This window comes from Parabacteroides sp. PF5-9, from assembly GCF_029893105.1.
In the GTDB taxonomy this organism is placed as follows: domain Bacteria; phylum Bacteroidota; class Bacteroidia; order Bacteroidales; family Tannerellaceae; genus JARXWG01.
Genome location: NZ_JARXWG010000001.1, coordinates 114410 through 137039 on the forward strand (window position 1 = coordinate 114410; position 22630 = coordinate 137039).

General features: G+C 41.7%; 32 protein-coding genes and 2 tRNA genes. 19 read left to right on the forward strand and 15 right to left on the reverse strand.

The window, feature by feature from the left end; translation table 11 throughout:
• Positions 1-45 precede the first annotated feature (45 nt).
• The 11 genes from M2135_RS00490 (at position 46) to M2135_RS00540 (ending at position 6244) form a co-directional block, all read left to right on the forward strand.
• Positions 46-1380, forward strand: a complete 1335-nt coding sequence (locus M2135_RS00490; RefSeq protein ID WP_280746600.1) for a site-specific integrase — start codon at positions 46-48, stop codon at positions 1378-1380.
• 10 nt (positions 1381-1390) lie between these two features.
• The gene (locus tag M2135_RS00495; RefSeq protein ID WP_280746601.1) at positions 1391-2593 is read left to right on the forward strand and encodes a hypothetical protein; all 1203 of its coding nucleotides are present in this window, start codon (positions 1391-1393) and stop codon (positions 2591-2593) included.
• Between the two features lie 233 nt (positions 2594-2826).
• On the forward strand, positions 2827-3132 hold the full coding sequence (locus M2135_RS00500) for a helix-turn-helix domain-containing protein (protein ID WP_280746602.1): 306 nt from the start codon (positions 2827-2829) through the stop codon (positions 3130-3132).
• A 68-nt stretch (positions 3133-3200) separates the two neighbouring features.
• A complete protein-coding gene (locus M2135_RS00505; protein WP_280746603.1) occupies positions 3201-3410 on the forward strand; it encodes a helix-turn-helix domain-containing protein in 210 nt (69 codons plus the stop codon).
• Position 3411: 1 nt separating this feature from the next.
• A complete protein-coding gene (locus M2135_RS00510) occupies positions 3412-3690 on the forward strand; it encodes a DUF6291 domain-containing protein (protein ID WP_280746604.1) in 279 nt (92 codons plus the stop codon).
• A gap of 89 nt (positions 3691-3779) precedes the next feature.
• Positions 3780-4706, forward strand: a complete 927-nt coding sequence (locus M2135_RS00515) for a PriCT-2 domain-containing protein (RefSeq protein WP_280746605.1) — start codon at positions 3780-3782, stop codon at positions 4704-4706.
• Positions 4703-5203: a hypothetical protein gene (locus tag M2135_RS00520; protein WP_280746606.1), complete on the forward strand. Its 501-nt coding sequence runs from the start codon at positions 4703-4705 to the stop codon at positions 5201-5203. The genes M2135_RS00515 and M2135_RS00520 overlap by 4 nt, the downstream gene beginning before the upstream one ends.
• Complete coding sequence (locus tag M2135_RS00525; RefSeq protein WP_280746607.1) at positions 5200-5478, forward strand: hypothetical protein; 279 nt, start codon at positions 5200-5202, stop codon at positions 5476-5478. The genes M2135_RS00520 and M2135_RS00525 overlap by 4 nt, the downstream gene beginning before the upstream one ends.
• Positions 5479-5540: 62 nt before the next feature.
• Positions 5541-5873, forward strand: a complete 333-nt coding sequence (locus M2135_RS00530) for a hypothetical protein (protein ID WP_280746608.1) — start codon at positions 5541-5543, stop codon at positions 5871-5873.
• Positions 5863-6021: a hypothetical protein gene (locus M2135_RS00535; RefSeq protein ID WP_280746609.1), complete on the forward strand. Its 159-nt coding sequence runs from the start codon at positions 5863-5865 to the stop codon at positions 6019-6021. Before M2135_RS00530 ends, M2135_RS00535 begins: the two co-directional genes overlap by 11 nt.
• A 1-nt stretch (position 6022) precedes the next feature.
• Complete coding sequence (locus M2135_RS00540) at positions 6023-6244, forward strand: hypothetical protein (RefSeq protein WP_280746610.1); 222 nt, start codon at positions 6023-6025, stop codon at positions 6242-6244.
• 671 nt (positions 6245-6915) lie between these two features.
• Here the strand turns inward: M2135_RS00540 and M2135_RS00545 are convergent.
• The 3 genes from M2135_RS00545 to M2135_RS00555 are packed head-to-tail and all read right to left on the reverse strand — an operon-like array spanning position 6916 to position 7829.
• Positions 6916-7218 carry a helix-turn-helix transcriptional regulator gene (locus M2135_RS00545; protein ID WP_280746611.1) on the reverse strand — a complete coding sequence of 101 codons (303 nt, stop codon included), beginning with the start codon at positions 7216-7218 and terminating at the stop codon, positions 6916-6918.
• Entirely contained in the window at positions 7199-7531 is a 333-nt protein-coding gene (locus M2135_RS00550) for a type II toxin-antitoxin system RelE/ParE family toxin (protein ID WP_280746612.1), read from the reverse strand. The genes M2135_RS00545 and M2135_RS00550 overlap by 20 nt, the downstream gene beginning before the upstream one ends.
• A gap of 52 nt (positions 7532-7583) precedes the next feature.
• Positions 7584-7829 (reverse strand): helix-turn-helix transcriptional regulator, encoded by a 246-nt coding sequence (locus tag M2135_RS00555; protein WP_280746613.1) that lies wholly within the window; start codon positions 7827-7829, stop codon positions 7584-7586.
• Positions 7830-7964: 135 nt separating this feature from the next.
• Here M2135_RS00555 and M2135_RS00560 point away from each other — a divergent pair, with 135 nt between their 5' ends.
• Genes M2135_RS00560 through M2135_RS00590 form a run of 7 tightly spaced genes read left to right on the forward strand, consistent with a single transcriptional unit; the run spans position 7965 to position 9930 of the window.
• The gene (locus M2135_RS00560; protein ID WP_280746614.1) at positions 7965-8261 is read left to right on the forward strand and encodes a hypothetical protein; all 297 of its coding nucleotides are present in this window, start codon (positions 7965-7967) and stop codon (positions 8259-8261) included.
• 43 nt (positions 8262-8304) lie between these two features.
• Complete coding sequence (locus tag M2135_RS00565) at positions 8305-8628, forward strand: SH3 beta-barrel fold-containing protein (protein ID WP_280746615.1); 324 nt, start codon at positions 8305-8307, stop codon at positions 8626-8628.
• Positions 8629-8630: 2 nt separating this feature from the next.
• Positions 8631-8897 (forward strand): hypothetical protein, encoded by a 267-nt coding sequence (locus M2135_RS00570; RefSeq protein ID WP_280746616.1) that lies wholly within the window; start codon positions 8631-8633, stop codon positions 8895-8897.
• Positions 8897-9073 carry a hypothetical protein gene (locus M2135_RS00575; RefSeq protein WP_280746617.1) on the forward strand — a complete coding sequence of 59 codons (177 nt, stop codon included), beginning with the start codon at positions 8897-8899 and terminating at the stop codon, positions 9071-9073. Before M2135_RS00570 ends, M2135_RS00575 begins: the two co-directional genes overlap by 1 nt.
• Positions 9070-9264, forward strand: a complete 195-nt coding sequence (locus tag M2135_RS00580) for a hypothetical protein (protein ID WP_280746618.1) — start codon at positions 9070-9072, stop codon at positions 9262-9264. The genes M2135_RS00575 and M2135_RS00580 overlap by 4 nt, the downstream gene beginning before the upstream one ends.
• A gap of 10 nt (positions 9265-9274) precedes the next feature.
• On the forward strand, positions 9275-9670 hold the full coding sequence (locus tag M2135_RS00585; RefSeq protein WP_280746619.1) for a hypothetical protein: 396 nt from the start codon (positions 9275-9277) through the stop codon (positions 9668-9670).
• A complete protein-coding gene (locus tag M2135_RS00590; protein WP_280746620.1) occupies positions 9667-9930 on the forward strand; it encodes a hypothetical protein in 264 nt (87 codons plus the stop codon). Before M2135_RS00585 ends, M2135_RS00590 begins: the two co-directional genes overlap by 4 nt.
• 206 nt (positions 9931-10136) lie before the next feature.
• Here M2135_RS00590 and M2135_RS00595 read toward each other — a convergent pair.
• The 12 genes from M2135_RS00595 to prmC all read right to left on the reverse strand — a co-directional run bounded on the left by M2135_RS00595 (position 10137) and on the right by prmC (position 21377).
• A tRNA-Leu gene (locus tag M2135_RS00595) sits at positions 10137-10221 on the reverse strand.
• A 19-nt stretch (positions 10222-10240) separates the two neighbouring features.
• Positions 10241-10313 (reverse strand) — tRNA-Gly (locus M2135_RS00600).
• Between the two features lie 66 nt (positions 10314-10379).
• On the reverse strand, positions 10380-10829 hold the full coding sequence (locus tag M2135_RS00605; RefSeq protein WP_280746621.1) for a (2Fe-2S)-binding protein: 450 nt from the start codon (positions 10827-10829) through the stop codon (positions 10380-10382).
• Between the two features lie 145 nt (positions 10830-10974).
• Positions 10975-12312 carry an argininosuccinate lyase gene (gene argH / locus M2135_RS00610; protein WP_280746622.1) on the reverse strand — a complete coding sequence of 446 codons (1338 nt, stop codon included), beginning with the start codon at positions 12310-12312 and terminating at the stop codon, positions 10975-10977.
• A gap of 50 nt (positions 12313-12362) precedes the next feature.
• Complete coding sequence (locus tag M2135_RS00615; RefSeq protein WP_280746623.1) at positions 12363-12773, reverse strand: SRPBCC family protein; 411 nt, start codon at positions 12771-12773, stop codon at positions 12363-12365.
• Between the two features lie 7 nt (positions 12774-12780).
• Entirely contained in the window at positions 12781-13419 is a 639-nt protein-coding gene (pyrE, locus tag M2135_RS00620; RefSeq protein ID WP_280746624.1) for an orotate phosphoribosyltransferase, read from the reverse strand.
• Between the two features lie 194 nt (positions 13420-13613).
• Positions 13614-14723 (reverse strand): sugar phosphate isomerase/epimerase, encoded by a 1110-nt coding sequence (locus M2135_RS00625; RefSeq protein WP_280746625.1) that lies wholly within the window; start codon positions 14721-14723, stop codon positions 13614-13616.
• An 89-nt stretch (positions 14724-14812) separates the two neighbouring features.
• Complete coding sequence (locus M2135_RS00630; protein ID WP_280746626.1) at positions 14813-16291, reverse strand: Gfo/Idh/MocA family oxidoreductase; 1479 nt, start codon at positions 16289-16291, stop codon at positions 14813-14815.
• A 307-nt stretch (positions 16292-16598) separates the two neighbouring features.
• A complete protein-coding gene (locus M2135_RS00635; protein ID WP_280746627.1) occupies positions 16599-19241 on the reverse strand; it encodes a LamG-like jellyroll fold domain-containing protein in 2643 nt (880 codons plus the stop codon).
• A 138-nt stretch (positions 19242-19379) separates the two neighbouring features.
• Positions 19380-20069: a ComF family protein gene (locus M2135_RS00640; protein ID WP_280746628.1), complete on the reverse strand. Its 690-nt coding sequence runs from the start codon at positions 20067-20069 to the stop codon at positions 19380-19382.
• A complete protein-coding gene (locus M2135_RS00645; protein WP_280746629.1) occupies positions 20050-20532 on the reverse strand; it encodes a regulatory protein RecX in 483 nt (160 codons plus the stop codon). The genes M2135_RS00640 and M2135_RS00645 overlap by 20 nt, the downstream gene beginning before the upstream one ends.
• Entirely contained in the window at positions 20529-21377 is an 849-nt protein-coding gene (gene prmC / locus M2135_RS00650; protein ID WP_280746630.1) for a peptide chain release factor N(5)-glutamine methyltransferase, read from the reverse strand. The genes M2135_RS00645 and prmC overlap by 4 nt, the downstream gene beginning before the upstream one ends.
• 73 nt (positions 21378-21450) lie before the next feature.
• Here prmC and ribD point away from each other — a divergent pair, with 73 nt between their 5' ends.
• Complete coding sequence (gene ribD / locus M2135_RS00655; protein WP_280746631.1) at positions 21451-22545, forward strand: bifunctional diaminohydroxyphosphoribosylaminopyrimidine deaminase/5-amino-6-(5-phosphoribosylamino)uracil reductase RibD; 1095 nt, start codon at positions 21451-21453, stop codon at positions 22543-22545.
• The last annotated feature ends 85 nt before the right edge of the window (positions 22546-22630 follow it).

Genomic DNA, 22630 nt, shown 5'->3' on the forward strand with positions numbered 1-22630 from the left:
GCAAGATTATTATATTTGCACCACCGACATCTAAAAGTGGATAATATGGCAACTGTTACGGCATTTATACGAACAAGTAAAAAAGACAAAAATGTAAACGTTCGCTTCCGGCTTCGGGATGGGCGAGAGAGACAGTTGTTTCATACAAGCGACATAGAACTTCTCCCCTCTGTATGGGATAATACAAAACAACAGATCAAAGCTAAAGTTGTATTTGACGAAAAAGAAAGGTTAAGGATAAATAAGGAAATTTCGGATCGGAAAAATTTGATACTTGAACTATACACCGGAACGCCAAACAAAGAAATTACTACATCTGAATGGTTGGATAACGAAATAGATAAACATTTACACCCGGAAAAGTACCAATCAAAAGAAAGTGTATTCTTTATTCTGTTTGATGAGTTCCTGCTAAAAAGAAAGCTGTCCGATGTCCGGGAAAAGAATTTTATGGTATTGAGAAGGGCACTACAAAGATATGAGTTGTTTATCTCTATCGAGGAAAAGAAAGATTTCAAACTGGATATTGAGACGATAACAAGTGACACAATAGAGAGCTTTGAAAGTTTTCTGCGCAATGAGCATTCCTTATATGAAGAGTATAAAGAACTCTATAAGAAGTTCCCGGCTATCGTTGGCAGTAACAGAAAAACGCAAAAACCTCAACCAAGAGGTGTGAATACTATCAATGCCTTGTTTAACAAACTTCGTGCTTTCTTTAACTGGTGTTTGGATAATGAAAAGACCACCAACAGACCATTCAAAGGATATGAAGGCAAACAGGATGTTTATGGAACACCTTACTACATAACGATAGAGGAACGCAATCAGATATACAATACTGATATGTCCGGCCGGCCACAGCTGGCGATACAAAGAGATATTTTCGTATTCCAATGCCTGATCGGTTGCAGAGTTGGCGACCTCCTTAAAATGACAAAAGAGAGTGTCATAGGTGGAGCGGTTGAATACATTCCCCGCAAGACAAAAGACGGAAGACCTATAACGGTAAGAGTTCCGCTGAATGACATAGCCAAAGAGATCATAGCACGATATGAGGATACACCTATAAAACTATTGCCATTCATAAGCGATCAGAAATACAACGAAGCGATAAAGGAGGTATTCAAGTTGGCAGGCATTACAAGATTGGTGACTGTGATAAATCCCGTGACCGGCAAAGAGAAAAAGCGACCTATCAACGAGATAGCCTCTTCGCATTTAGCACGCCGATCATTTATCGGGAACTTGTATAAAAAAGTAAAAGACCCGAACCTTGTAGGCTCTTTATCCGGGCATAAGGAAGGAAGCCGGGCTTTTGCTCGCTATCGGGATATAGATGAGGAGATGAAAACGGAACTGGTTAAAATGTTGGAATAATAAAGCACATATGAATACCGAAAAAATAAAAGAATTAAGTTGGTTTCTTACAAATGCCATAGAGCGGTTTCGTGATCTTGTTGATTATAGTCGACAAATCGATAATGAGGAAGATTACCTGCCTTGGGATAAAGAATATACAGAAGCACATAGTTTATTTGCGAAAACATCTGAATGGGTCAGGAGTAAATTTAGGCAAGAAGACTTCGACCGAGTTTATCAAGAATTCATTGATGAACTACGAGACAATATGTACGAGTATACAGATGACAAACTAATACTTGCTTACATAAATTCCGAATTTGGGGCAACATCAGAATATCAACAACACAACAACTTTGCTGAAAGCGAACTTTGGTTTTATGTTGCTTACAATGAGTATGAAGACGAGGCTATCATTAACCAAGGTAAAGAAGTTGGATTGATCTTAAAACTCAAACAGTCAGTTAAAGAAATACTATCCAAACTTGAAAGTATGTTATTCAACGATGGTGTAAGCCTTTGGCGTTTGCGGCTTACCCCTTCTTCTTTAGATGCAAAGCTAAATGATCTTTACAAATTTGACAAAGAGGATATTCTCAAAAGACATAAGACAGCCATTCAACTATTATCAAGCGACAAGAAAGCCACTCCAAAAGGAATAAGCGACAAGGAAAAAGGCATAATAATTACAGCCCAACTGTATGGTGAAATCAAAGCAGCCGAAGAAGAAATCAAGAACGAAATCACTAAGTTAGGGAAAGCAGAAAAAGAAACGCTTTATAGCACAGATTGTTTATTATCCGTGCTGGCAAAAGTGGTAGATCTTTACAACAAAGAAATCAAACCATATTTCGAGGAGCGTCCGACTGTTTCAGCAATACAAAACCAACCATTCAACCACAAATGGAACGAGAAGCAAATAGCAACAATAGCAAAAGAATTAAAAGGATTGGGCAAGATAGACAAAGAAGATGATTTTGCCAAAGTGATGCAAGGCAGACAAGGATGTATCGACTGGAAAACAACGAAAACGGATCTGAAAATATTCCTATCTTACTTCTGTAAGCAGATTCAATATAGTAATACTGGCATTCCCGAAGTCATCCCAAATAGCAAGTTTCCACAAAAAGAAGCGGAGTTGTTATTTACCGTAAAAGGTGAAAGGCTTACAAAAGGGACGTTTAGTATATCCAACAATAACGAATACGATGCACTATTTAGCACGATTTAAGCAAAACTATTTTTACACCTCACACCAAATTGCCGGAAGTTAGCTGCTTTCGGCAATTTGCGTTTTTATGGCAATATATTTACACCTTTTACACCATTTTACACCATTTAGAGTGTAAATTTTCACTCTTTTGGGTGATTGCAATCGTTTGAATATCATGTAATTTCGTGCATTGTCAAAGAGCGGGAGAAGTCGACTATTCCGCAGACAGACAAATATAAATTGATAATAAAATGAGTATAAACGAAATTATTCAAAGCGGTGCCAAAGTAACATTAGCAGTATCTCTTACGGATCTGCAAACATGGCATAAAGATGTTATTAGGCAGACCAAAGAAGAGCTTGAGCAAACGATAAAGGAAAGCCAAGCCGAAACGTACCTATCCCCCAAAGCAACAGCGGAGAAGTTAGAAGTCGATCCGTCTACCCTCCACAGATGGAAGGTTAAAGGATATTTAATTCCGGTAGAGGTCGGTGGAAAACGTCGCTATCGCATGAGTGATATTAATCGTATTCTTGAGGGAGGAAAGAGGGCATGAGCAGAAAAAAAGAAAGCCCCGCCGGGCAGCAAGGGCAAGAAGATCACCACAAAGATAAAAGAATCCGCTTGCAAAAGCAAGCCTTATTTGCCTTTTTCCTGGATCACCATTCCACAACTTACCACGCAGCAGAGGCGACAGGCATAACACGGCCTAATTGCACGAGGCTTATTCGGCAGTTGGAAGATGACGGACTAATCGAACGGACGCATCAGGGAATTTGCCCGATAAGTAAAGAAAGTAAAGTGTGGTACTTTAAGGTTAAAGGAGGACGATAAGATGGCAAATAAACCTAAACAACCACCCTTACTCGTTCGTGAGCAATTTGAGACAATTCTCTCCATACTAACAGATTCCGAACGTGGCAAGATATTTATGGCTATTATGGCCTACCAATGGCGCAGTGAACTCCCTTCTGATTTCACGGAGAAACTTTCGGTGGTTTTTCACTTGCTCCAAGCGTTTATCGATGAAGACAACAAGAAGTATGAAGAGAAACGAGAGGACAATAGGAAGAAAATACAAGAGTATTGGGATGGGAGGAACAGCAATAAATAATACTACGGTATACATTGGTATTCAACAGTATTCAAATGAATACAACGGCTACCCTATACATATACATTATCATTATCATAAGCATTATCATGAGCATAATCAATTTAGATAGAACATGGAGGCTCGACCTTTTGACAAAGTTCGAGACCGTTCCTATCTCTTTTTTTAGGAATTATTTTGATGTCACTCCTACAAAGACCGTCAGCTTATTCGATTGGCTATTGTCAGGAGAATACAGAAGACAGGTTGAAGTGGTAAGAGGCTGCACCGATAAAGATGAGCGTAGGCGAATAAAGGCATCCCTACCCTGCATTACTGTTTCAGGCGTATTTTCTAAACGAAGTAATAAAGGCCTAACCAACCATTCCGGCTTTATCTGCATCGACCTGGACGCACAGGATAACCCAAGTGTAAAGAATTGGGATCGCCTTAAGCATAACCTTCCTAATATCCCAGGTTATTGCTTTGGCGCTTTATCTGCATCGGGGAAAGGAATGTATATGATTATACAGATAGCTAACCCGGAGAAGCATAAAGAACATTTTCAAGCAATAGCTGAGGTGTTGAGAGTGCGTGGTTTGGTTGTCGATAAACAATGTAGAGATGTTGCCCGTCTACGTGGGGCTTCCTTTGATGAAGACCCTTATATGGATGAAGAGGCAGGTGTATTTACCGATATGATCGAGCCGAAGGAATATAAGACAAGAGAGGTGAATCCGGACAACGATGTAGAGTATTGGGTAGACAAGCTGATATCTGACATTTCAGTCCGAGGCATAGACATGACAGATCGGTATGATGATTGGTACGCTATTGGTCAATCGCTGGCCAATGAGTTTGGCGAGAGTGGAAGAGCTTACTTTCATATTGTTAGTAGGCAGTCTGATAAGTATGAGGACTGGCAGTGCGATGAGCAATATGACCGATGCCTGAAGCATTGCGCTCGTAAATCCATTAGAACATTCTTTTGGTATTGCAAACAGTATGGACTCACCTGTAAACGACAAGCTATATGAATATGCAAGACTTTATCCCAAGAGAAGAAAAGAAGCCTCGTAAAGTAGTGGCCCGGTATCAGAAGCCGGAATCAGTTAAGCGACTGGAGAAGGACTATTTCGAGTTCAAATACCGCAATAGCTCTATCCCAGAGAATTGCCGGTTTGTAAAGAAATTCCGGGACGATACAGCGAACGGACTAACCGAATGCCTGTCTATATGGTCGAAGATTAACGGAGCTTTTTACCAACGGCAGAACTCACAAGGTCAATATGATGCCCGCCTAAAGATGTGGCGTAAATCAGGCAGCACTAAAGGGATTGCCGATGTACAAGTAACCCACAATGGCAAAGTTTACAATTTCGAGATCAAGATAGGGCGAGATAAACAAAGCGACATTCAGAAGCAAGTACAGGCACAAATCATAGCTGCCGGAGGGCATTACGCTGTGGTGAAATGCTATGATGATTTCTTGAAAGAATTGCACAGTTTGCACACTATAAAAAAGAGTATATGACAAATACAGAGATAGTCGAACAGACACAAGAATACACGATCTATGCGACACAGTTTCGCGGTATCCCGCAACGGTTTAGGCAGTGGCATACGCAAGATTTAATTGAGATTGAGTTTAGCGATAATTTCGCCTTTGCCAATGGATATATTAATCGGGCAGATATGCTACGAAAAGAACCGGGAGTGAGAAAGAGTTGCGCCCTTGCTGGGGGTGTACCGGATTGGATCGCAATTATAGACAAGGATTTTTATGTAAAGATTGGATGTATGAATTAATAGATCAGCCTCCGGGCGGTTAAGTCTTCCCGGAGAGCTTTCTAAAGTAGAATTAAGTAGATATGGCACGTACTAAAGGAACACCAAAGACAGGCGGAAGAGCTAAAGGGCAGCCTAACAAGGTAACAGGCGACATCAAAGCACGTTTACAGGCAATTATTAACGGCTATGACATAGAGGCTGACCTCAACGAGTTAGAGCCGCAACAGCGTATTTCTGTTATGGAGCGATTGATGCAGTATATTATCCCTAAACAGCAGTCTGTGAGCGTTGATGCACAGATCCAAGCCGAATATAAAGAGTTGGAGAAGCTGCTTTTATCTGCCCCTGATGAGGCGGTAGATCGATTAGCAGAGCGAATACAAACACTAAATAATTTGAATCATGAAGATTAAATTGACAAAAGAACAGAAAGCAAAATTGTTGTCATCTGTGGCAACTGGAGTTTTGGACACGAGCGAATTTCCGGAATGGTATGAAGCATTTACCGGCTTAAAGCCAATGCCAAGAGGAATAGCTAAGAAAATCATAGAGGGGTTGTGATATGGCAGATGAGAACAAAGTAAGGGATGTTATCCGTATGATACAGGGCAAAGATCGCAAGTATGTCATATTCTACTCTATCAATGAAGAAAACGAGATCGTTATCTTTTCAGGGGTAGATAGTTATCAGATCGATAAGAATGACATTCGATTAATGTTCAACAGTGGAACAAGACCTACGCCAACGGATGAGGAGGTTATTAAGGCATATCATTTGCGATGATATACACTTTGACTCAGCATGAAGGGGCGTTCTGTAATGGGATGCCCTTTCTTTTTGAGAAAACGGTATAAAAACGGTATAAATCAACGGCAAAACGGCGGGAAGGGATAAGTAACGCCTCAGTAATTATGGCGGAATTTGGCGGAATTTGGCAAAGAATGGCAGATGTCTGTAAGAACGTGCAATAGATTCTTTTGTCAATTTTTGTCATAAAATGTCATTTTTTGGACTGCGGAATTTTCCGCAATCTCCTTACCCAGTTTTGGGCAGACCCTTCTTTTTTCACTAATTAATGAAAAATAAAGAGGCAGTGCTGTGTTAGTGCTGTCTTTTTTTAATAGGCGGGATTCCGCCCATTTAGAGGGGTCTCCCCAAAATTGTGGACACCCTTTCTTTTTGATAGGGGAAATTACCACGATGTAAATATCTGACAATGTGCTTTTAGCGGGATTCCGATGTTTAGATTTAGCACCTTGGTTAAATCCGTAGATATTACGGAATAAGAGGACAATCCAAAATTGGCGTCTCTACATCGCTTTCACAAGTTTATGAAAACGGCATTATTCAGCAAGGGGCTTACAAGGGGCTCTTTAGAGGTTTCGTTGGGGTTTCGTTGGGGTTTTCTTGGGGTTGAGCGAGAGGTACAGCCGAATTTTCGGCACTACCCAATCTTATAAAGCTGGAGAAAGCTCTACTGTTAATCCCAAAGCACTAACTATCCGGTAAAAGGTCGCAACACTCGGAACAGTGATACCTTTCTCAATGCGGGAAATATAGGATTTGTCGACTCCGATGCGAGAGGCAAGCTCCTGTTGGGTCAAATGAGCATTCTTCCGGGCATCCAATAATATCTGACTGGTATAAAAAGCATACGCTTCCTCATCAAACTGAGCACGTTCTCTTGATCCATGCGCACCATATCTCTGATTCAATACTGAGCTATAATCTCTTGTCTTATGATCGTTTGTCTGCATAGTAAGCCTCCTTTATTTTAAATGCCTTTTCTATTTCTCCTGTTGGTGTCTTTTGGGTCTTTTTCTGAAAGCCATTGAATAGAACAACTATTTGCCCCTCATCAAAAATAAAAAAGACACGATAAATATTACTACTATATTCCATACGGAGTTCATACAAGCCATCCCGAATGAATCGGATAAACTTAATGGGCATTCTTTCCTCTGTTTCCAATAAAGAGATGATATAGTCTAATTTGTTCAGCTCTTTATCTGTGAGAGTGGCGATAAATCGCTCAAAGTAGCCACCGTATGTAATGATCTTTCGTTTCACACTACAAAGATAAATAAAATTGTATAATTGTGCAACTTTTAGGATGTTTATTTTACTCCTTCTCCTTTATCTCTAGCATAGTGCCACACTTGGGGCATTTGAATACAGATTTATCTGGTTGTTCGAAGAGATCCGTTACCGGGACTTCCAAAGCAGAGGCGATCTTACCGAGGGTTTCAATGGTGGGGTTGCCGTTGATACTTGATGACAAATTCACTCTGTTTATTCCCATTTTATCAGCTAACGACTGAATGGTCATCCCCCTGTCTTTAATAACTTCTTTTATTCTCAAATCCATATCGTAATATTTTAGTTTACGATGCAAATATACACATTTTGCACAAATGTAATGGTATAATTTACGAATAAATGTTAAATGTAATGTTAAAATACACATAAAGTATTGCGTAACGAAAATTAAAACATTACAATCATGACAACAACATCAAAAATAAGCAAAAGAGACGTAATGAACCGGGCTTGGAGAATCTACAAAGGTAAGTACAAATATTCTGACAGTTTCGCTGAATGTCTTCGTAGAGCCTGGGAAGTAGAAAAGGAATACGTTGTCTACCGGGCAGAACAAGCAGCTATCGAAGCAGAGAAAGAAAGATTAGCTAAGTGGCACGCATCTGACGAATATAAAGCGTTATGCGCCCAACCAAGAAAGGTCGATCTATACGACTACTATCACGGTGAAAGATCACGGTATCGTTACTTCGGGGATTAATCACTAATTAGTGAAAAATACAAACACTTTAATATACACGATTATGAGTACATCAAAAAGAAACGAGTTAAAAGGAATCATGGCAATGGCATGGCGACTATTCCGGGTAACAGGTGAAGCCTTCGCAGAGTGCCTACGTAAAGCATGGGCGAACTTTAAGTTGGCGGCAGCTATGAGAACCGGCATTGTAAAGTTCTATTATCAGAAGGTAAACGGTGAGGTTAGACAGGCGTTCGGCACGCTATCCGACAAGTATATCAACGTTGAGGTGAAAGGCTCACAAAGGGCAAAGAATGAGCTTTTGTTCACTTATTGGGATACAGAGAAACAGTCTTTCAGATCATTCAAACGCTTTAATCTGATATAATCATGAAAAAAGTATTCTTTTTTGAAGGTAGAGGCTATGTAGCCCAGAAGATGAACGATCTGTACTTTGATGATATTGCCGTTATCAACGGTATTGTAGGATACATAGACTTTGTCGGTATGGATAGTTTGGCAATAGTAGACGAAATAGGCACTTCGCATCTTATCAAGTTTGAAGAGGTAAGAACCGGCTATACATTGAAATCTGTATGGAATAATCCATGCGGTGGAAGAACAAGTATTCAAGAACTCAAAATAAACATGGCATAATGGAAACACAAGAGTTAGTATTCAAATCAACCGTTCACCTAAGTAGTGACGAACTGTTAGAGGCTGTCGGATTAAGCAAGGAAACTGTAAAAGAGATCATCACTACTGACTACTACAATTATTCCCTTGATGAAGGGAAAGTTTACGAATGCACTCATTATGAAGTGAAGCTATGAAAACGCAACTATTCACGCTGGAGCCGGGCGACCGGTTCCGGTTCATCAATGAAAGAATCGTTTACAAAGTCAAGGATAGAGATTTCAGCGACTTTCACGGCACAGAGGTAGTCTTTGTCCACCTTGTCACAGAAAAGGCTTATTTAGCCACAGGCAACGCAATAAACAACGAAGTAATAATAATCAACTAATTAAAACAGCATGGAAACAATACTAATAGACGAAAAAGAGGTGAAAAACAAGTTGGTCTCTAAGATCAAAAACAAGAACAAAGAACTACGTTCTCTAATGAGGCAAAAATCAATTGATATGGGCATAACCCCTGATATCTATTTAGGTGGTTTGTCTTACGCCATAAGTAGCGAAGAGTTAAGCCTTGAATCCAATATCAACAATCTGTTAGCGATGTATAATAACAACTTTGTAGAAAGTGTATTCTTTCAACTTGACAATATAAAGAAAGATAGAACGCTCGGCATAGTGCTTGCTTATTTACAAAGCCGTGGACTTGAAAGCGATTTCTCCCAATTCAAAGATAATATGATGAAAGAAACGTCTACTAAAACTCCAATCAAAACAAAAAGTATAGAAGCATGAAAACAATAGACATAGACAAAGTAAAGATCGAAGGTGTACATACAGGGTTACTCGAAGTGATTATAGCATTAAAAGAAGCACGTTGTAAAGTGAACGCTCTTATGGACACAGAAGAATTAGAGCCTTATATTAAGCGAACCGAGAAGCTCGGCAATATAAGCGACACCTTATGCGAGTTCGGGACTGATATAGCGGAACTGATAGGTATTTTCTTCTTTGATAGGGCAGAAGAGGAGATCAGCAAGCAGATTGAGAACTGACAGATGCCGACACTACTGTACGAGTACCTTGTATTGCATAGTACCGCTTTGGTAGTGTTGGAGAGTTGCCCCCGGATTGCTTATGTGGTTCGGGGGATTATTTGTAAAAAGTAGTCGTACAAGTGGGATGTGGTGCAAATGTGGTGCAAGTAGTAAAAAGAAAAACGATAACCGATTGATAATCAGCTACCGTTTGAAATCTCCTGTACTCGAAGGGGGACTTGAACCCCCACGACTGCAATAGTCAAAGGATTTTAAGTCCTTCGTGTCTACCAATTCCACCATTCGAGCATCCCTTCTCTTAGAGATGAGCGAAAGACGGGATTCGAACCCGCGACCCTAACCTTGGCAAGGTTATGCTCTACCAACTGAGCTACTTTCGCAGTTTTATAATTGCGTGTGCAAAGGTAAATAAATCTTTGATCTGTGCAAATTCTTTAAAAAGGAAATTAGTTCCGGATGATTAATTTTTGAGCAACTCCGGTGTTTACTTGCTGTACGTTGTATGAACGAAGGCGCTTTTTGTGTGTGTTTTTTGGGTTTCCGTTGCCATTCAAAGAGAGCTCATAACTACTGTTGCATTTGGGGCAGACAGCATTTAATTCGGACTCATTGACAGACAACAAGGTTGTCGCTTCTTCTTCATAAGGACAAGCCAGGTCATAGGCATGGTAAGCCCCATAGCCATTGTCTATTCCATGAAATAGAATGACTCCTCCCAGTCCTATTGTCAGATCTTTATATTTGGTGAATATCTTGTGTGTAAAAGGGATTAACAACTCTTTATCTTCATACGTCAAATTGACTTCCAGATAGACCGGCCGATAGGGGAAAGTTATTTTTTCCTCCTCACATCCGACAACAAAAAACACAATCAAAAGAATCAACCATTTTTTCATACGTCGTTATTTATTTTTTATATTTCGGTCGCATGGAATTAACTCGCCTACGTTCGTTGAACGTTGTTTCGCAGGAATGTTCTCGCCTTTGACTAAGATCGATTGCTTTGCAATTGGCGAAACAGTGTTAATGGCTCGTTTCATATCATCTTCCTATTAATTGTTTTTCAGCGTCATTCGCTTTCTCAAAAGAAAATCCGTCTATTACATGTTGCATCAGTACGGAAATATGATCATTGCATAAATTCCCGATACTTCCTTCATGCTGGTGGTTTACCTTTTTGTCGGGAGTAAATGCTCCGGCCTCGATTTCCAATCCGACCTGTTTATAGGCATCCCGGAAAGGGACACCTTCCAATACCCGACGATTGACCTCTTCTACGCTAAACAGTAGGGCGTATTTCTCGTCGTCCAGGATATGTTCGTTTACTTGCACTTCCTGCATCATCAGTGTGACCATTCGCAGACAATCTTTCAATTCATCAAAAGCAGATAGAAAGACTTCTTTAATAATCTGAAGATCCCGGAAATAACCCGAAGGTAGATTATTGGCAATCAACGTAATTTGTTGGGGAAGTCCCTGAATTTTATTGCATTTGGCACGGGTCAATTCAAACACATCCGGGTTTTTCTTATGCGGCATAATGCTGGAGCCGGTGGTAAACTGATCAGGGAGTTTGATGAATCCAAAATTCTGGCTGTTATATAAACAGGCGTCATAGGCCAATTTGGACAATGTCGCAGCGATACCGGCAAGGGCAAAGGCTACGGTGCGTTCCATTTTACCTCGTCCCATTTGGGCGTAGACCACATTGTAGTTCATCGAATCGAATCCCAACAGATCAGTTGTCATCTGCCGGTTCAATGGGAAAGAAGAGCCGTAGCCGGCAGCCGATCCCAAGGGGTTGCGATTGCAGACCTTGTAGGCGGCCTGCATCAACTGCATATCATCAGCCAGGCTTTCTGCATAAGCGCCGAACCACAACCCGAACGAGGAGGGCATAGCTACTTGCAAATGGGTATATCCCGGCAATAGAACATCCTTATACCGGTTGCTCTGATCCAGTAAGACTTCAAATAATTGTGCGACTAAACCGACGATTTCCTGTAGTTGTGCGCGGGTAAAAAGCTTCAGATCCAGCAGTACCTGGTCATTGCGCGAACGTCCACTGTGGATTTTTTTCCCGATATCTCCTAATTGACGGGTCAGCAATAGTTCTACCTGTGAATGGACATCTTCTACACCTTCCTCAATCACAAATTCATTCCGGTCGGCGATGGTATAGATTGTTTTAAGGGCATCCAATAGTTGTTGTAACTCTTCTTTGTTCAATAGCCCGATATTTTCCAGCATGGTGATATGTGCCATCGATCCCAAGACATCATATTTTGCCAGATAGAGATCCATTTCACGGTCTTTGCCTACGGTAAACTGTTCGACCTGTTGATCGACCTGCACATTCTTTTCCCAAAGTTTTGCCATTTGTCAAGTAGTTTAGAAATTCTCAGTATATCCATTTAAATGAACAACCTTTAATAAGGTAAACGGGCAATAAGGTCGGATATTTTATCCAACGCATCCTGAAGTGGTTTGGATACCATTGGTTTTAAAAACGGATTCAGATCAGCACGTATCGTCATTTTCATTCGGGTGTCGTTCTCTGCCATCTGCTTGAGTTGAACCCACAGGAAGAGCGTTACCGGTGAATTGGTGGTGGTAAACTTAATCGTCTTATTCGGTTCGCGTTCGACAATATTAAACTTAACTTTTCCTACCGGATCCACAGAGACGGTGCATGAATCGCGATCAAACTCAAAATCTTTGATTTTATCTTGCGGAATGCGATCTCTGACCTTTTCCAGGTTGGAGAGATCAGATAACATCGCAAATATACGGTCATCATTATGGGGGATGACCTTTACCTCACTTACAAATTCAGTCATTCGTTTCTTAGAGATCAGGGTTCCAGTTTGCCGGATCTTTCCGCCATTCTTGCAATGTGGCTATTTCCGACTGGCTGATATAATTGGTGCGAACAGCTTCTTCTATCACAGCATCGTAATTGCTTAAAGTGGTCAATGTGACTTTCGCCTCTTTAAACTGTTTCTCTGCTACAGGGAATCCATGGGTAAAGATCGCCACCATCCCTTCAACGTCGCAACCGAAATTACGAACCGCTTCAACCGCTTTCAAACTACTACCTCCTGTAGAGACCAGATCTTCGATAATAACAACTCTTGAACCTGGTTTCAACTCTCCTTCGATCAGATTCTCCAATCCATGATCTTTCGGTGTAGAACGGATATAGACAAACGGTAGCCCTAATAAATCGGCCACTAAAGCACCTTGTGCAATTGCTCCTGTCGCAACACCTGCAATCGCATCGGCATATTCATATTTTTCACTGATGACACGAGCCAATTCAATTTTAATAAATGCACGCATTTCCGGATAGGAGAGTGTTTTTCTGTTATCACAGTAAATGGGTGACTTCCAGCCGGATGCCCATGTGAACGGGTTGGCCGGTTGTAGCTTAACGGCTTTAATTTTCAATAATTTTTCGGCAACTAATCTTTCCAGTGTTTTCATACGATCCAAATATATTTATGTCAGGATGCAAAAGTAGGCAAACTCATTGAGATTCGCCTCAAAGAGAGGCGTTAAATTTCCATTAATCTTTATATTGGATACTGCACATCGGCATAAACAGGGTGTATAAAAAAACCGCAGGTCAGTAAAAACATCCCTGCGGTTTGTAAACCTAATACAATATAATTGAGGCGTTAAATTAAAATTTGTCGTGCATGTTTCACACAAGTACCGACTTCTTTCACAGCATTTGACCATGGTGCGATTGAATATTCCAATTCAATATCGCAATAGATCGGCCATTTTTCCTGTTTGATCAGCAATAACACATCGGCAAGCGGCATCTCTCCTTGTCCCCATACTTGGTTTGTATTTGCAGGATCGGCTGTCGGGCCTGTTTTGTCTTTGATGTGTATGCTATAGATCCGGTCATGATATTTTTTCAACATTTCATTCGGATGGATACCGGTAGAGCCGTAGAAGTGACCTGTGTCAAAATTCAACATCACAGCGGGAGAAACGGCTAAAATCGGATCGGCACTAAAACCTTCTTCCGCATATTGCATATGGTTGTGCATTCCTACATACATATCATGCTTTTCGGCAAAAGGAGCTAATCGCTGAGCAGCTTCCAGACTGATTTCTTCAGTTACGCACTTTGCACCCATTGCTTTCGCTGCCCTAAATGCATAATCAATCTCTTCGTCCGACCATCTTGCCGGAGAGAACTTCACGATATGTGCCTGGATACCATTGTCGTTTAAAAGTTTACGTGCTTCTTCTACTTTCGACATAGGCAGGTTGATACGCCAGTTTTTAAGTTCTGCATTGTATTTATCGACTTCTGCCTGTTGCTCCGGAGTAAGCGGTTGACGTCCCGGACGAGGAGCAGGTGCAGCCGGTGCTTGTCCTCCCGGAGCGCCTTGAGGTTGTGCCGGAGGTGCAGCAGGTGGACGCATCATTCTACGCATCGGATTTTCCGGAGCACCCATATAGGCTTCCAGATCCGAACTCATCAATTCAATAGAACTGATATTAGATTCTTTGCAATATTTAATGACATTTTCTAATCCGGAGGGCATCGAGCGCCAGCTATAAGTAATTGTTCCGATCTGAACACCGTTAAACTTGGAATTCGGTTTTGACGGATCAACCGGTGTATTTTCTGCACTTGCACCTGCTGTTGCAGCGCCATTTCCGCTACATGCAAAATTTAATGGAATGACTGAAGCTGCAGCCAATGCTGCTGCCGAACGACCTAAAAACTGACGTCTGGATTGACCGTCTTTTGTATGATTTTTCATGACTATTGGTTTTAAAAAGTTCTTCTGTAAAAAAGAGAAAAGATGAGGCCGTCATTCCGACAGGCCTCATCAAAAACTACACTGGTCTATTATAAGCTCCAACCTTTACGATATTCGTAGTGGAAGTAATCGTTTGCTTCCGGACAGTTGGTGATTTTCATATTTTCTGCATCATATTCTAACGTGATATTGAGACGTTGAGAAACAACGGCAATATTCGTCAATAACATGATTTCATTTAATTTGCAAGCGACTTCAAAGTCGTTAGCTGCCTTTCTTCCTTCTTTAATTGCTTCGATGAAATCGACATAAACACTCTTCGGACGAGGTAATGTTTTTGCAGGAGCAACAAACCCTGGTCTTTCCGGTACAAGTTCCGGATTAGCTCCATGTGTTCCGTGCATAATCATTCCTTTATCACCAATATAAAGAGCTTCTCTTAAAGCGCGGTTGGCTTCCAGTTCCGCCGGACGGGCTGGTTTAACACCACCATCAGTCCAAGTGACTTTTACCGGAGGCATATTGCCGCGAGCCGGGAATTCATACGTTACACTTTCTGTTTGTGGTAGGTAATCATTGTTGAAAGGAGTGGATGTTGCCTGGATTTTAGTCGGCATACCCAGATTCAACGCCCAGATTGGAGCATCAAACGTGTGTGCACCCATATCACCCATCGCACCTGTTCCATAATCCCACAGACCGCGCCATGCGAAATGAAGAATATCCGGATGGTACGGCTTTTCCGGTGCCGGGCCTAACCAAGTATCGTAATCCAATCCAGCAGGTACCGCGATTCCGGCAGGACGATCGAAATATCCTTGTTTCCACATCGGACGGTTGGTCCACATATGAACTTCTCTGACATTTCCAATCACTCCACCCTGGATCCACTCTACGGTTTGCATCGTTCCTTCTACGTTGTGCCCTTGGTTACCCATCTGTGTCACCAAACCTGTTTTCTTCGCCAAATCTCTTAGGAAGCGTGTTTCATAAATCGTTTTTGCCATTGGCTTTTCAACGAATACATGCTTTCCATTATTCATGGCATAAGAAGCGATAACAGCATGTGTATGATCCGGAGTAGCAATCAATACAGCATCGATATTCTTATCTTTATCGATCATTTCGCGGTAATCCTTATATAATTTTGCTTTTGGATAACCAGCGATGATACGTCCTGCATAATCATGATCCACATCACAAATGGCATAGATATTGGCATGTTTGAATGTCTCTTTTCCGGCGTCTCCCATCTGAATTGGATTGTCGGAAGCACGTCTTTGTTGACGTTGAGGCGCTATACCGGCATACTGTTGCATAGCCATACCTGGCAGACCTCCACCGCGCTGGATGGGAACATCCGGAGTTGCGATATTCTGTATATCACCACCTCCTTGATTACCTACTCCGATAGCAGCCAGATTGACCATATCACTTGGAGCGGTATAGCCTACTCCGCCTAAGACCGAGCGAGGCACAATAGTAAATGCAGCTGTTGCTGCCATTGTTCCGATGAATTCTCTGCGAGAGAACGGTACGGAACTCTTTTTTAACGGATCGTTGCTCATGGTTTTTCGATTTAAAATTTTACGTTTATAACTTTATATATAGTAACACAACTTTGTCCATCTTGCGGACTTTTCTTTTATTTTCCGACAAGATAGACGTGTGGCGTAAATCAGGAGTTAACCTCAACTAAACAAGGCATTAATGGGGGGCTAATTTTTAATTAATTTTTACAAATAAAAGCACATTGTGTATATATAATTTGCTGTAGATCAATGTCTTTTAAAAGGCAAATGTTTTTTTGAAAAAAAGGTAATTTTTCCGAAAGACAGGCTGGAATTTAGTCCTGAAAAAGCCTCTTTATTGGGGTTATTTCAGTTCCGTAGAGGCTATTTCCGTATACGTTTTCGTAAATTCTTCACCATACATTTCCTGATAAAGTGAACGGAATTTATCATACGTATATTTTGCCGATTTGGTATTGTTCTGATAAGTCAACGCTTTTACTTTATAGATTAAGGCCTCTTCATTGCTCGGATCATTTAACAGGACATAATCTGCCATTTGGATAATCTTATCTGTATCTTCCGTCAACGAATATTTCCCGATGAAACGGGAAATTATATCCACAATGCTATTCGAGATATCCCCTTTAAAATCGTCGAGCCAATCGAAAGATTCTCCTTTAAAGATCTCACCTTGCCCTATGATCTCATAAAAACGTTCAAATTCTTCTTTCGTCTTGATCTTTTTCCCTTTGATCAATTGAAGACTTACCAGATAGTCACAGTATACCTGGCCGGAGAAAACAATCGCATATTTATTCGTATTAAAGACTATTTCGGTCTGGTCTATCTGTTCCAGAATCTTCCTCAATTTAAGAATAGAGACACTTCGAAGGCTCTTGGTACTTTTGACGGTATCTTCTCCCCAGATCATCTTAGTCAGGTTATGGCTGGAGATGCCCGATTTATCTTGCTGGGAATAGAGTAGAATCAACAAAAACAGCTGCTTTAGTTTAGGGGTAAAAAGTGCGGTAATATTCTCTCCGTCACTATTTGTCACATAAAAATCACCAAACAGCTGGATATAATTTTTGTCCGGGATCTCCCTGAATACCGGATTTTGGGAAGTCACTCCTCCTGTTTTCTTCCGTTTTCGGGCATAAAGCGCATAAAACAGATAACTGCCAACAGCTATAAAAAGAACAATCAATAATAGAAGAATCGGTAGGGAAAGCGTTCGGGAAAGCCGTGCCCATGTAGAAAAATTCAGTTCCACCAAATGGTTGCTGAGTCCTAAGATCTCTTTATCGCTTAAAACACGTGACCAGATACAGAGATTGTCCAATACACCGATGAATTGGAACGTCCGGTTCATATCCGCATGACCGATATACAGGCTATCACTTCCCAGATAAGCCGGTCGATTCAATGAAATAGCATCCAGTTTCCCATCAACAAAAATGGCTTGTTCCCCGTTAATTTTATTATAGCGCCAGGTCAGGTGATACCATTTCCCCGCTTCCAAAATCGTATTCCCCGCCAAATCATTATTAAAAAAGCCCATATACGGTTTTCTTTCGCGAATAAGGAAATGTAGACCCTGTTGATAGGCATTATTTTTGGTGCCCAGAATGCAATAATCTGTTTTCTCCGGGATAAATCGTGGGATTCTCACCCATGCCGTAACGGTAAAATCATGATCCCTCATATGAAGCGTTTCAGCTTGCGGTAGATCAATTCGGCTTTCAACACCAAAAGAGGCGACCTGTCCACGGATCGGATCATCTACAAATTCGATATTCCGGGGCGAACTGTGATTCCGCCTATAGGAGAAATCTTTGGTATTGTTGTCTAACGGCAGATAGATTTCGAGTTGTTCGTCCAGATTCAGCTGTTTGGCGGTGAAATCGTGCACATACACCTTTTTAGTCGAATTTGTCACCCGGATTGTTTTAGGCATAATCTCATATCCGGGACTTAGAGGAGAGAGGGTCAACTGTCCGCTCGATTCCAATGGGAAACAAAATTTACCACTGGTATAATTGGCCATTCCTTGCCAGTTCACATAGTTGAGGTATTCATTGTTGTTGGTAATGGCGCCCTGAACAAGATGGAACTGTCTGAAAGTTGACAACAGGCTGGTCACCCACGAATAATATCTGTCAATAAAAATAAAATTAGGCACTTTCCCTTCACTTATCCACGCCTTTTTGAACGCCTCGATCAGGTATGGTGTTTGTCGGGCATAAGGGACAATGACGTCTGCACTCTCTTCCGGGAGACTTAAACTCTTGTATCCGGTAAAGACAAACAGGCTTTTGCGTAATTTCTCGTCAAATGATTCAATTCCATAATTAAGTTGTTCGAAATAAGGTTCCGACAACCCTGTGGCAAATTCATTCAGGTTATGCAGCCATCCGGGGCTACTCAAATGCTTCTGCATCTCAAAGACGACCAGTCGTTTTCCCGCTTGAACCATCTGTTTGATCGTCGGCCATCCACTGCCGGTATCATATTCCAGGAGATACTCTGACAAACCAGCCGCTTCAAAGATCTGTTCCAGATCGGGATCCACATAAAAGTCCAGAAAGAGTGTAATGACTTTGGTCGTATCGCCATCCAATGCATCTTTGAGTTGATACAATGCCTCCATAAAAGGCGAAAATAGTCCGTTGGGATTTCTTAATAGGATCTGTTGATTTTCGGGATCTTGTCGCAGGTAAAAATAAAACCCTTCCACCTCTCTTTGTAACAATTCTTTTACGGAGAATACCTCAGGTACGGAGGGGGAGATGCCCGAATAATTGGACATTATATAAATACTTTCGTTGTACGTTATATTGTTATCCAGTGCATCCTGACGCTGAAGGGCAAAAAAATTGCTTCGCCCGCTTCTGGAGATATTACGGGTTTCTACATTGGCTCCGGTCAACTGCGCAAAAAGAGAGCCCGACGGTACAATCAGAAGAAGTATAAACCATAAAATGAAATAATAACCTCGTAACATAATAGTACTATTTCAATACAAAGGCCAAAACAATTTGGCGGCAGAAGTTTACATTAGGGCAAATATAGTAAATTCTAATTACCAATGCGTCTTTTCAGAAGTGATTCTTCTAATTTGCGTTTTATTGAGAAAGGTCGATCAGACAGCGGATAATGCCAAAACACTTATTTGTAGTTCATCAATCTCCGACAAGACATCCACACAAGCGCCGATTGTTGCTCCCGAAGTGATCACATCGTCTACCAGTAAGACGTGAAGCCCGTCTAATGGTGCACTGTTTGAGACAACAAACGTCTCTTTGACATTCAGCCAACGATCATAGATTTGCCGGTTGGTTTGCGTTTTTGTCTCTTTTATACGTGTTAATACAGTCGAATTGATCGGCTTTTTCCATACCGACGCAATCCCTTGGGCGATCTGTTCGGATTGATTATATCCACGTTTTCGTTTTTTTCGGAGATGAAGGGGTACCGGAATAATTAGATCGATGTCACAGAGTGGGCTCTGTGCTGCCTGAAGTTCCAATGCCGCCTGTCTGCCCAACTGATACCCCAGTTCTTTTTTTCCGTAATACTTCATGGCATGGATCAGTTGCTGTGTACTCCCTCCTTTGACAAAGTGCAAAAAGGCAGAAGCATAACGCACCCGCTCCCTATCGGCCAACAGTGCTCTGACGGGATTCTCCTCTTGGATAAAAAAGAGGGTTCGGGGAAGGTCAAACAAGCAGCTGAGGCAAATCTGTTTCTCACCGGTTACCAAAGGATTCCGGCAGACATAACAAAGGTTTGGATAAAACAGGTTGACAAGCTCATTCCATATCTTCCTCATATTTCCCGATCGATTTTAAACAAGCGGTGATCTCGCGAGGTTCGAACCCCCGCCCACAGGCAAAACGCAACAATTTATAGTAGAGATCACGTTCGTTTTTGCCTTTAGATGTGCGTTGTTTTTCTTTTAAAAGATCCGATAAAATCGATAGATACTCCTCTTCATCAATCGCCGAAAACGCCTCTTCGATATCTGTTGCAGCGATATTTTTTTTGCGCAACTCATAGCCGATCTTTACCTTTCCCCACTTATTAAAACGCATTTTGTCATTCACAAAACTTCGGGAATATCTGATTTCATCAATATATTTCTCTTTGACTAAACGGTCGATGATCCGTTCGCTCGCTTCGCAGGAAAGTCCGGCTGCCCGGATTTTTTTCTCCACATCCTGTATACACCGTTCCGCTGTAGAACAGTATGCAGCTGCCCGGTGCAGCATTTCAGCTTCTGATAATTGTTTCATCGTTGTGCTTTTATGATTCTCTCTTTACCGCAAAGATCCTGTATCAGTTCAACCTGATTATAACCTTCTTTTTGCAACATATCCACCGTTTCATCGCCACATTGGGCGTTTATTTCGAAATAAAGTTGCCCTTCCGGCGTTAATTTTTGATAAGCCAGCCTGGCGATCCGGCGATAAAAAAGCAACGGGTCATCATCCGGAACGAATAACGCCCCTGGTGGTTCATATTGTAGGACATTCCGACCCATTCCTTCTTTCTCTTTTTCCATGACATAAGGCGGATTACTGACGATTACATCGAAATATCCGGGAAGATTGGTTTCGGTTTCAGTTTCCGACAAGATATCTACGTGAAGCAGCTGCACGTCGACCTGATTTTCCCTGGCATTTATTGCTGCCGTTTTAAGTGCATCTTCCGATATGTCGATCCCTGTAATTGTCGCATCGGGTAAATTCTTCCCTAAAGCGATCGCAATACATCCGCTTCCTGTGCCGATATCCAATAATCTGATTTTTGATTCTTTCTGATTTTGAATGATCAAATCGACCAATTCTTCTGTTTCCGGTCGTGGGATCAACACCGCCGGATTCACTCGCAACGTCAGACCGTAAAAATACGCTTTCCCCAAAACATACTGGATCGGCTCATAGTGCTTTAAACGGGTTAAGATCTTTTCGATCTGCAACGTTTCATCATCGGTTAATTGTTTATCTTTGTCAATCAGTAGTCGATGAGGTTGCAGGCCGCAGACCTCCTCCAGAATCAGGCGGGTCAGACTTCCTGTTTCTTCCGGCGAATAGATAGCTTCAAGGGATTTTCGTATATACGCGATGGATTCAGTCATCCGTGTTATTTTGAAGCAAAAATAGAATAAAGCGGCGAAAAAAAAATCATTATCACTAAGAAATAACAAATTAATGCATTTTACCGTAGAAGAGCACTATATGGCGCGCTGTCTTGAGTTGGCGCAAAAAGGGAAAGGACATACCTCACCCAACCCCATGGTTGGAGCGGTGGTGGTCTGTCAAGGTCGGATTATCGGTGAAGGGTATCACCGTAAAGCGGGAGAACCCCATGCCGAGGTAAATGCAATCGCTTCGGTCAGGGATAAAAGCCTTCTTCCTTTATCCACCCTTTATGTGAACCTTGAACCTTGTTCGCATTACGGCAAAACCCCTCCTTGTGCCGAATTAATCGTTCGCGAACAGATTCCCCGGGTGGTAATCGGATCCCTTGATCCTTTTCCGGCTGTCTCGGGACGTGGTGTACGTCTGTTGCAAGAGGGTGGCGTGGAGGTCGTCACCGGTATTCTTGAGAAAGAGTCCAGAGAGTTGAATCGCGTCTTTATGACTTTTCAGGAAAAAAATCGCCCCTATATTATCCTCAAATGGGCCGAGAGCGCTGACGGTTTCATCGACCGTTTTCGGTCGGATGCGTCTGTGCCGCCAACGGTGTTTTCTTCCCCTGCCACACGTCAATTGGTGCATAAACTGCGTAGTGAGGTGGCTGCCATTTTAGTCGGAACGCGAACGGCTATCCTCGACAATCCCTCTTTAAGTGTACGTGATTGGAGTGGGCGTTCTCTTGTTCGTCTCACAATTGATCGAGATGGGCGCATACCTGCACATTATCACTTATTGGATGGGAACGTGCGTACCCTTATTTTTACGATGAAACCGACTGAAAATCGCCAAAACGTTGAATATATCCCGACCGACTTCCAGCAGCCTGTTCTGCCTCAGATCATCTCTGTGTTGAAGGAGCAGAAACTCGATTCTTTACTGGTCGAAGGAGGGAGTAACCTACTCAATCAGTTTATTTCATCTGATCTTTGGGATGAAATCCGGATAGAGCAATCGCCAGTTGTTTTATCGGAAGGAGTTCAGGCACCGGATATGGCTCATTTATTTGATTCTCTGAAAGGAAAAATGAACTGTTCTGAACATAAAAATCGTTTGACGATTGTCAAACGATCATTCGACAACTGTCAAACGAATATTACACAATTATAGAACAATCGTTTGACAGTTGTCAAATGAATTTATGTAAGACACGATCCGAGAAAACGTATGCGAAAGAAAGAGGAGATGCAAACCG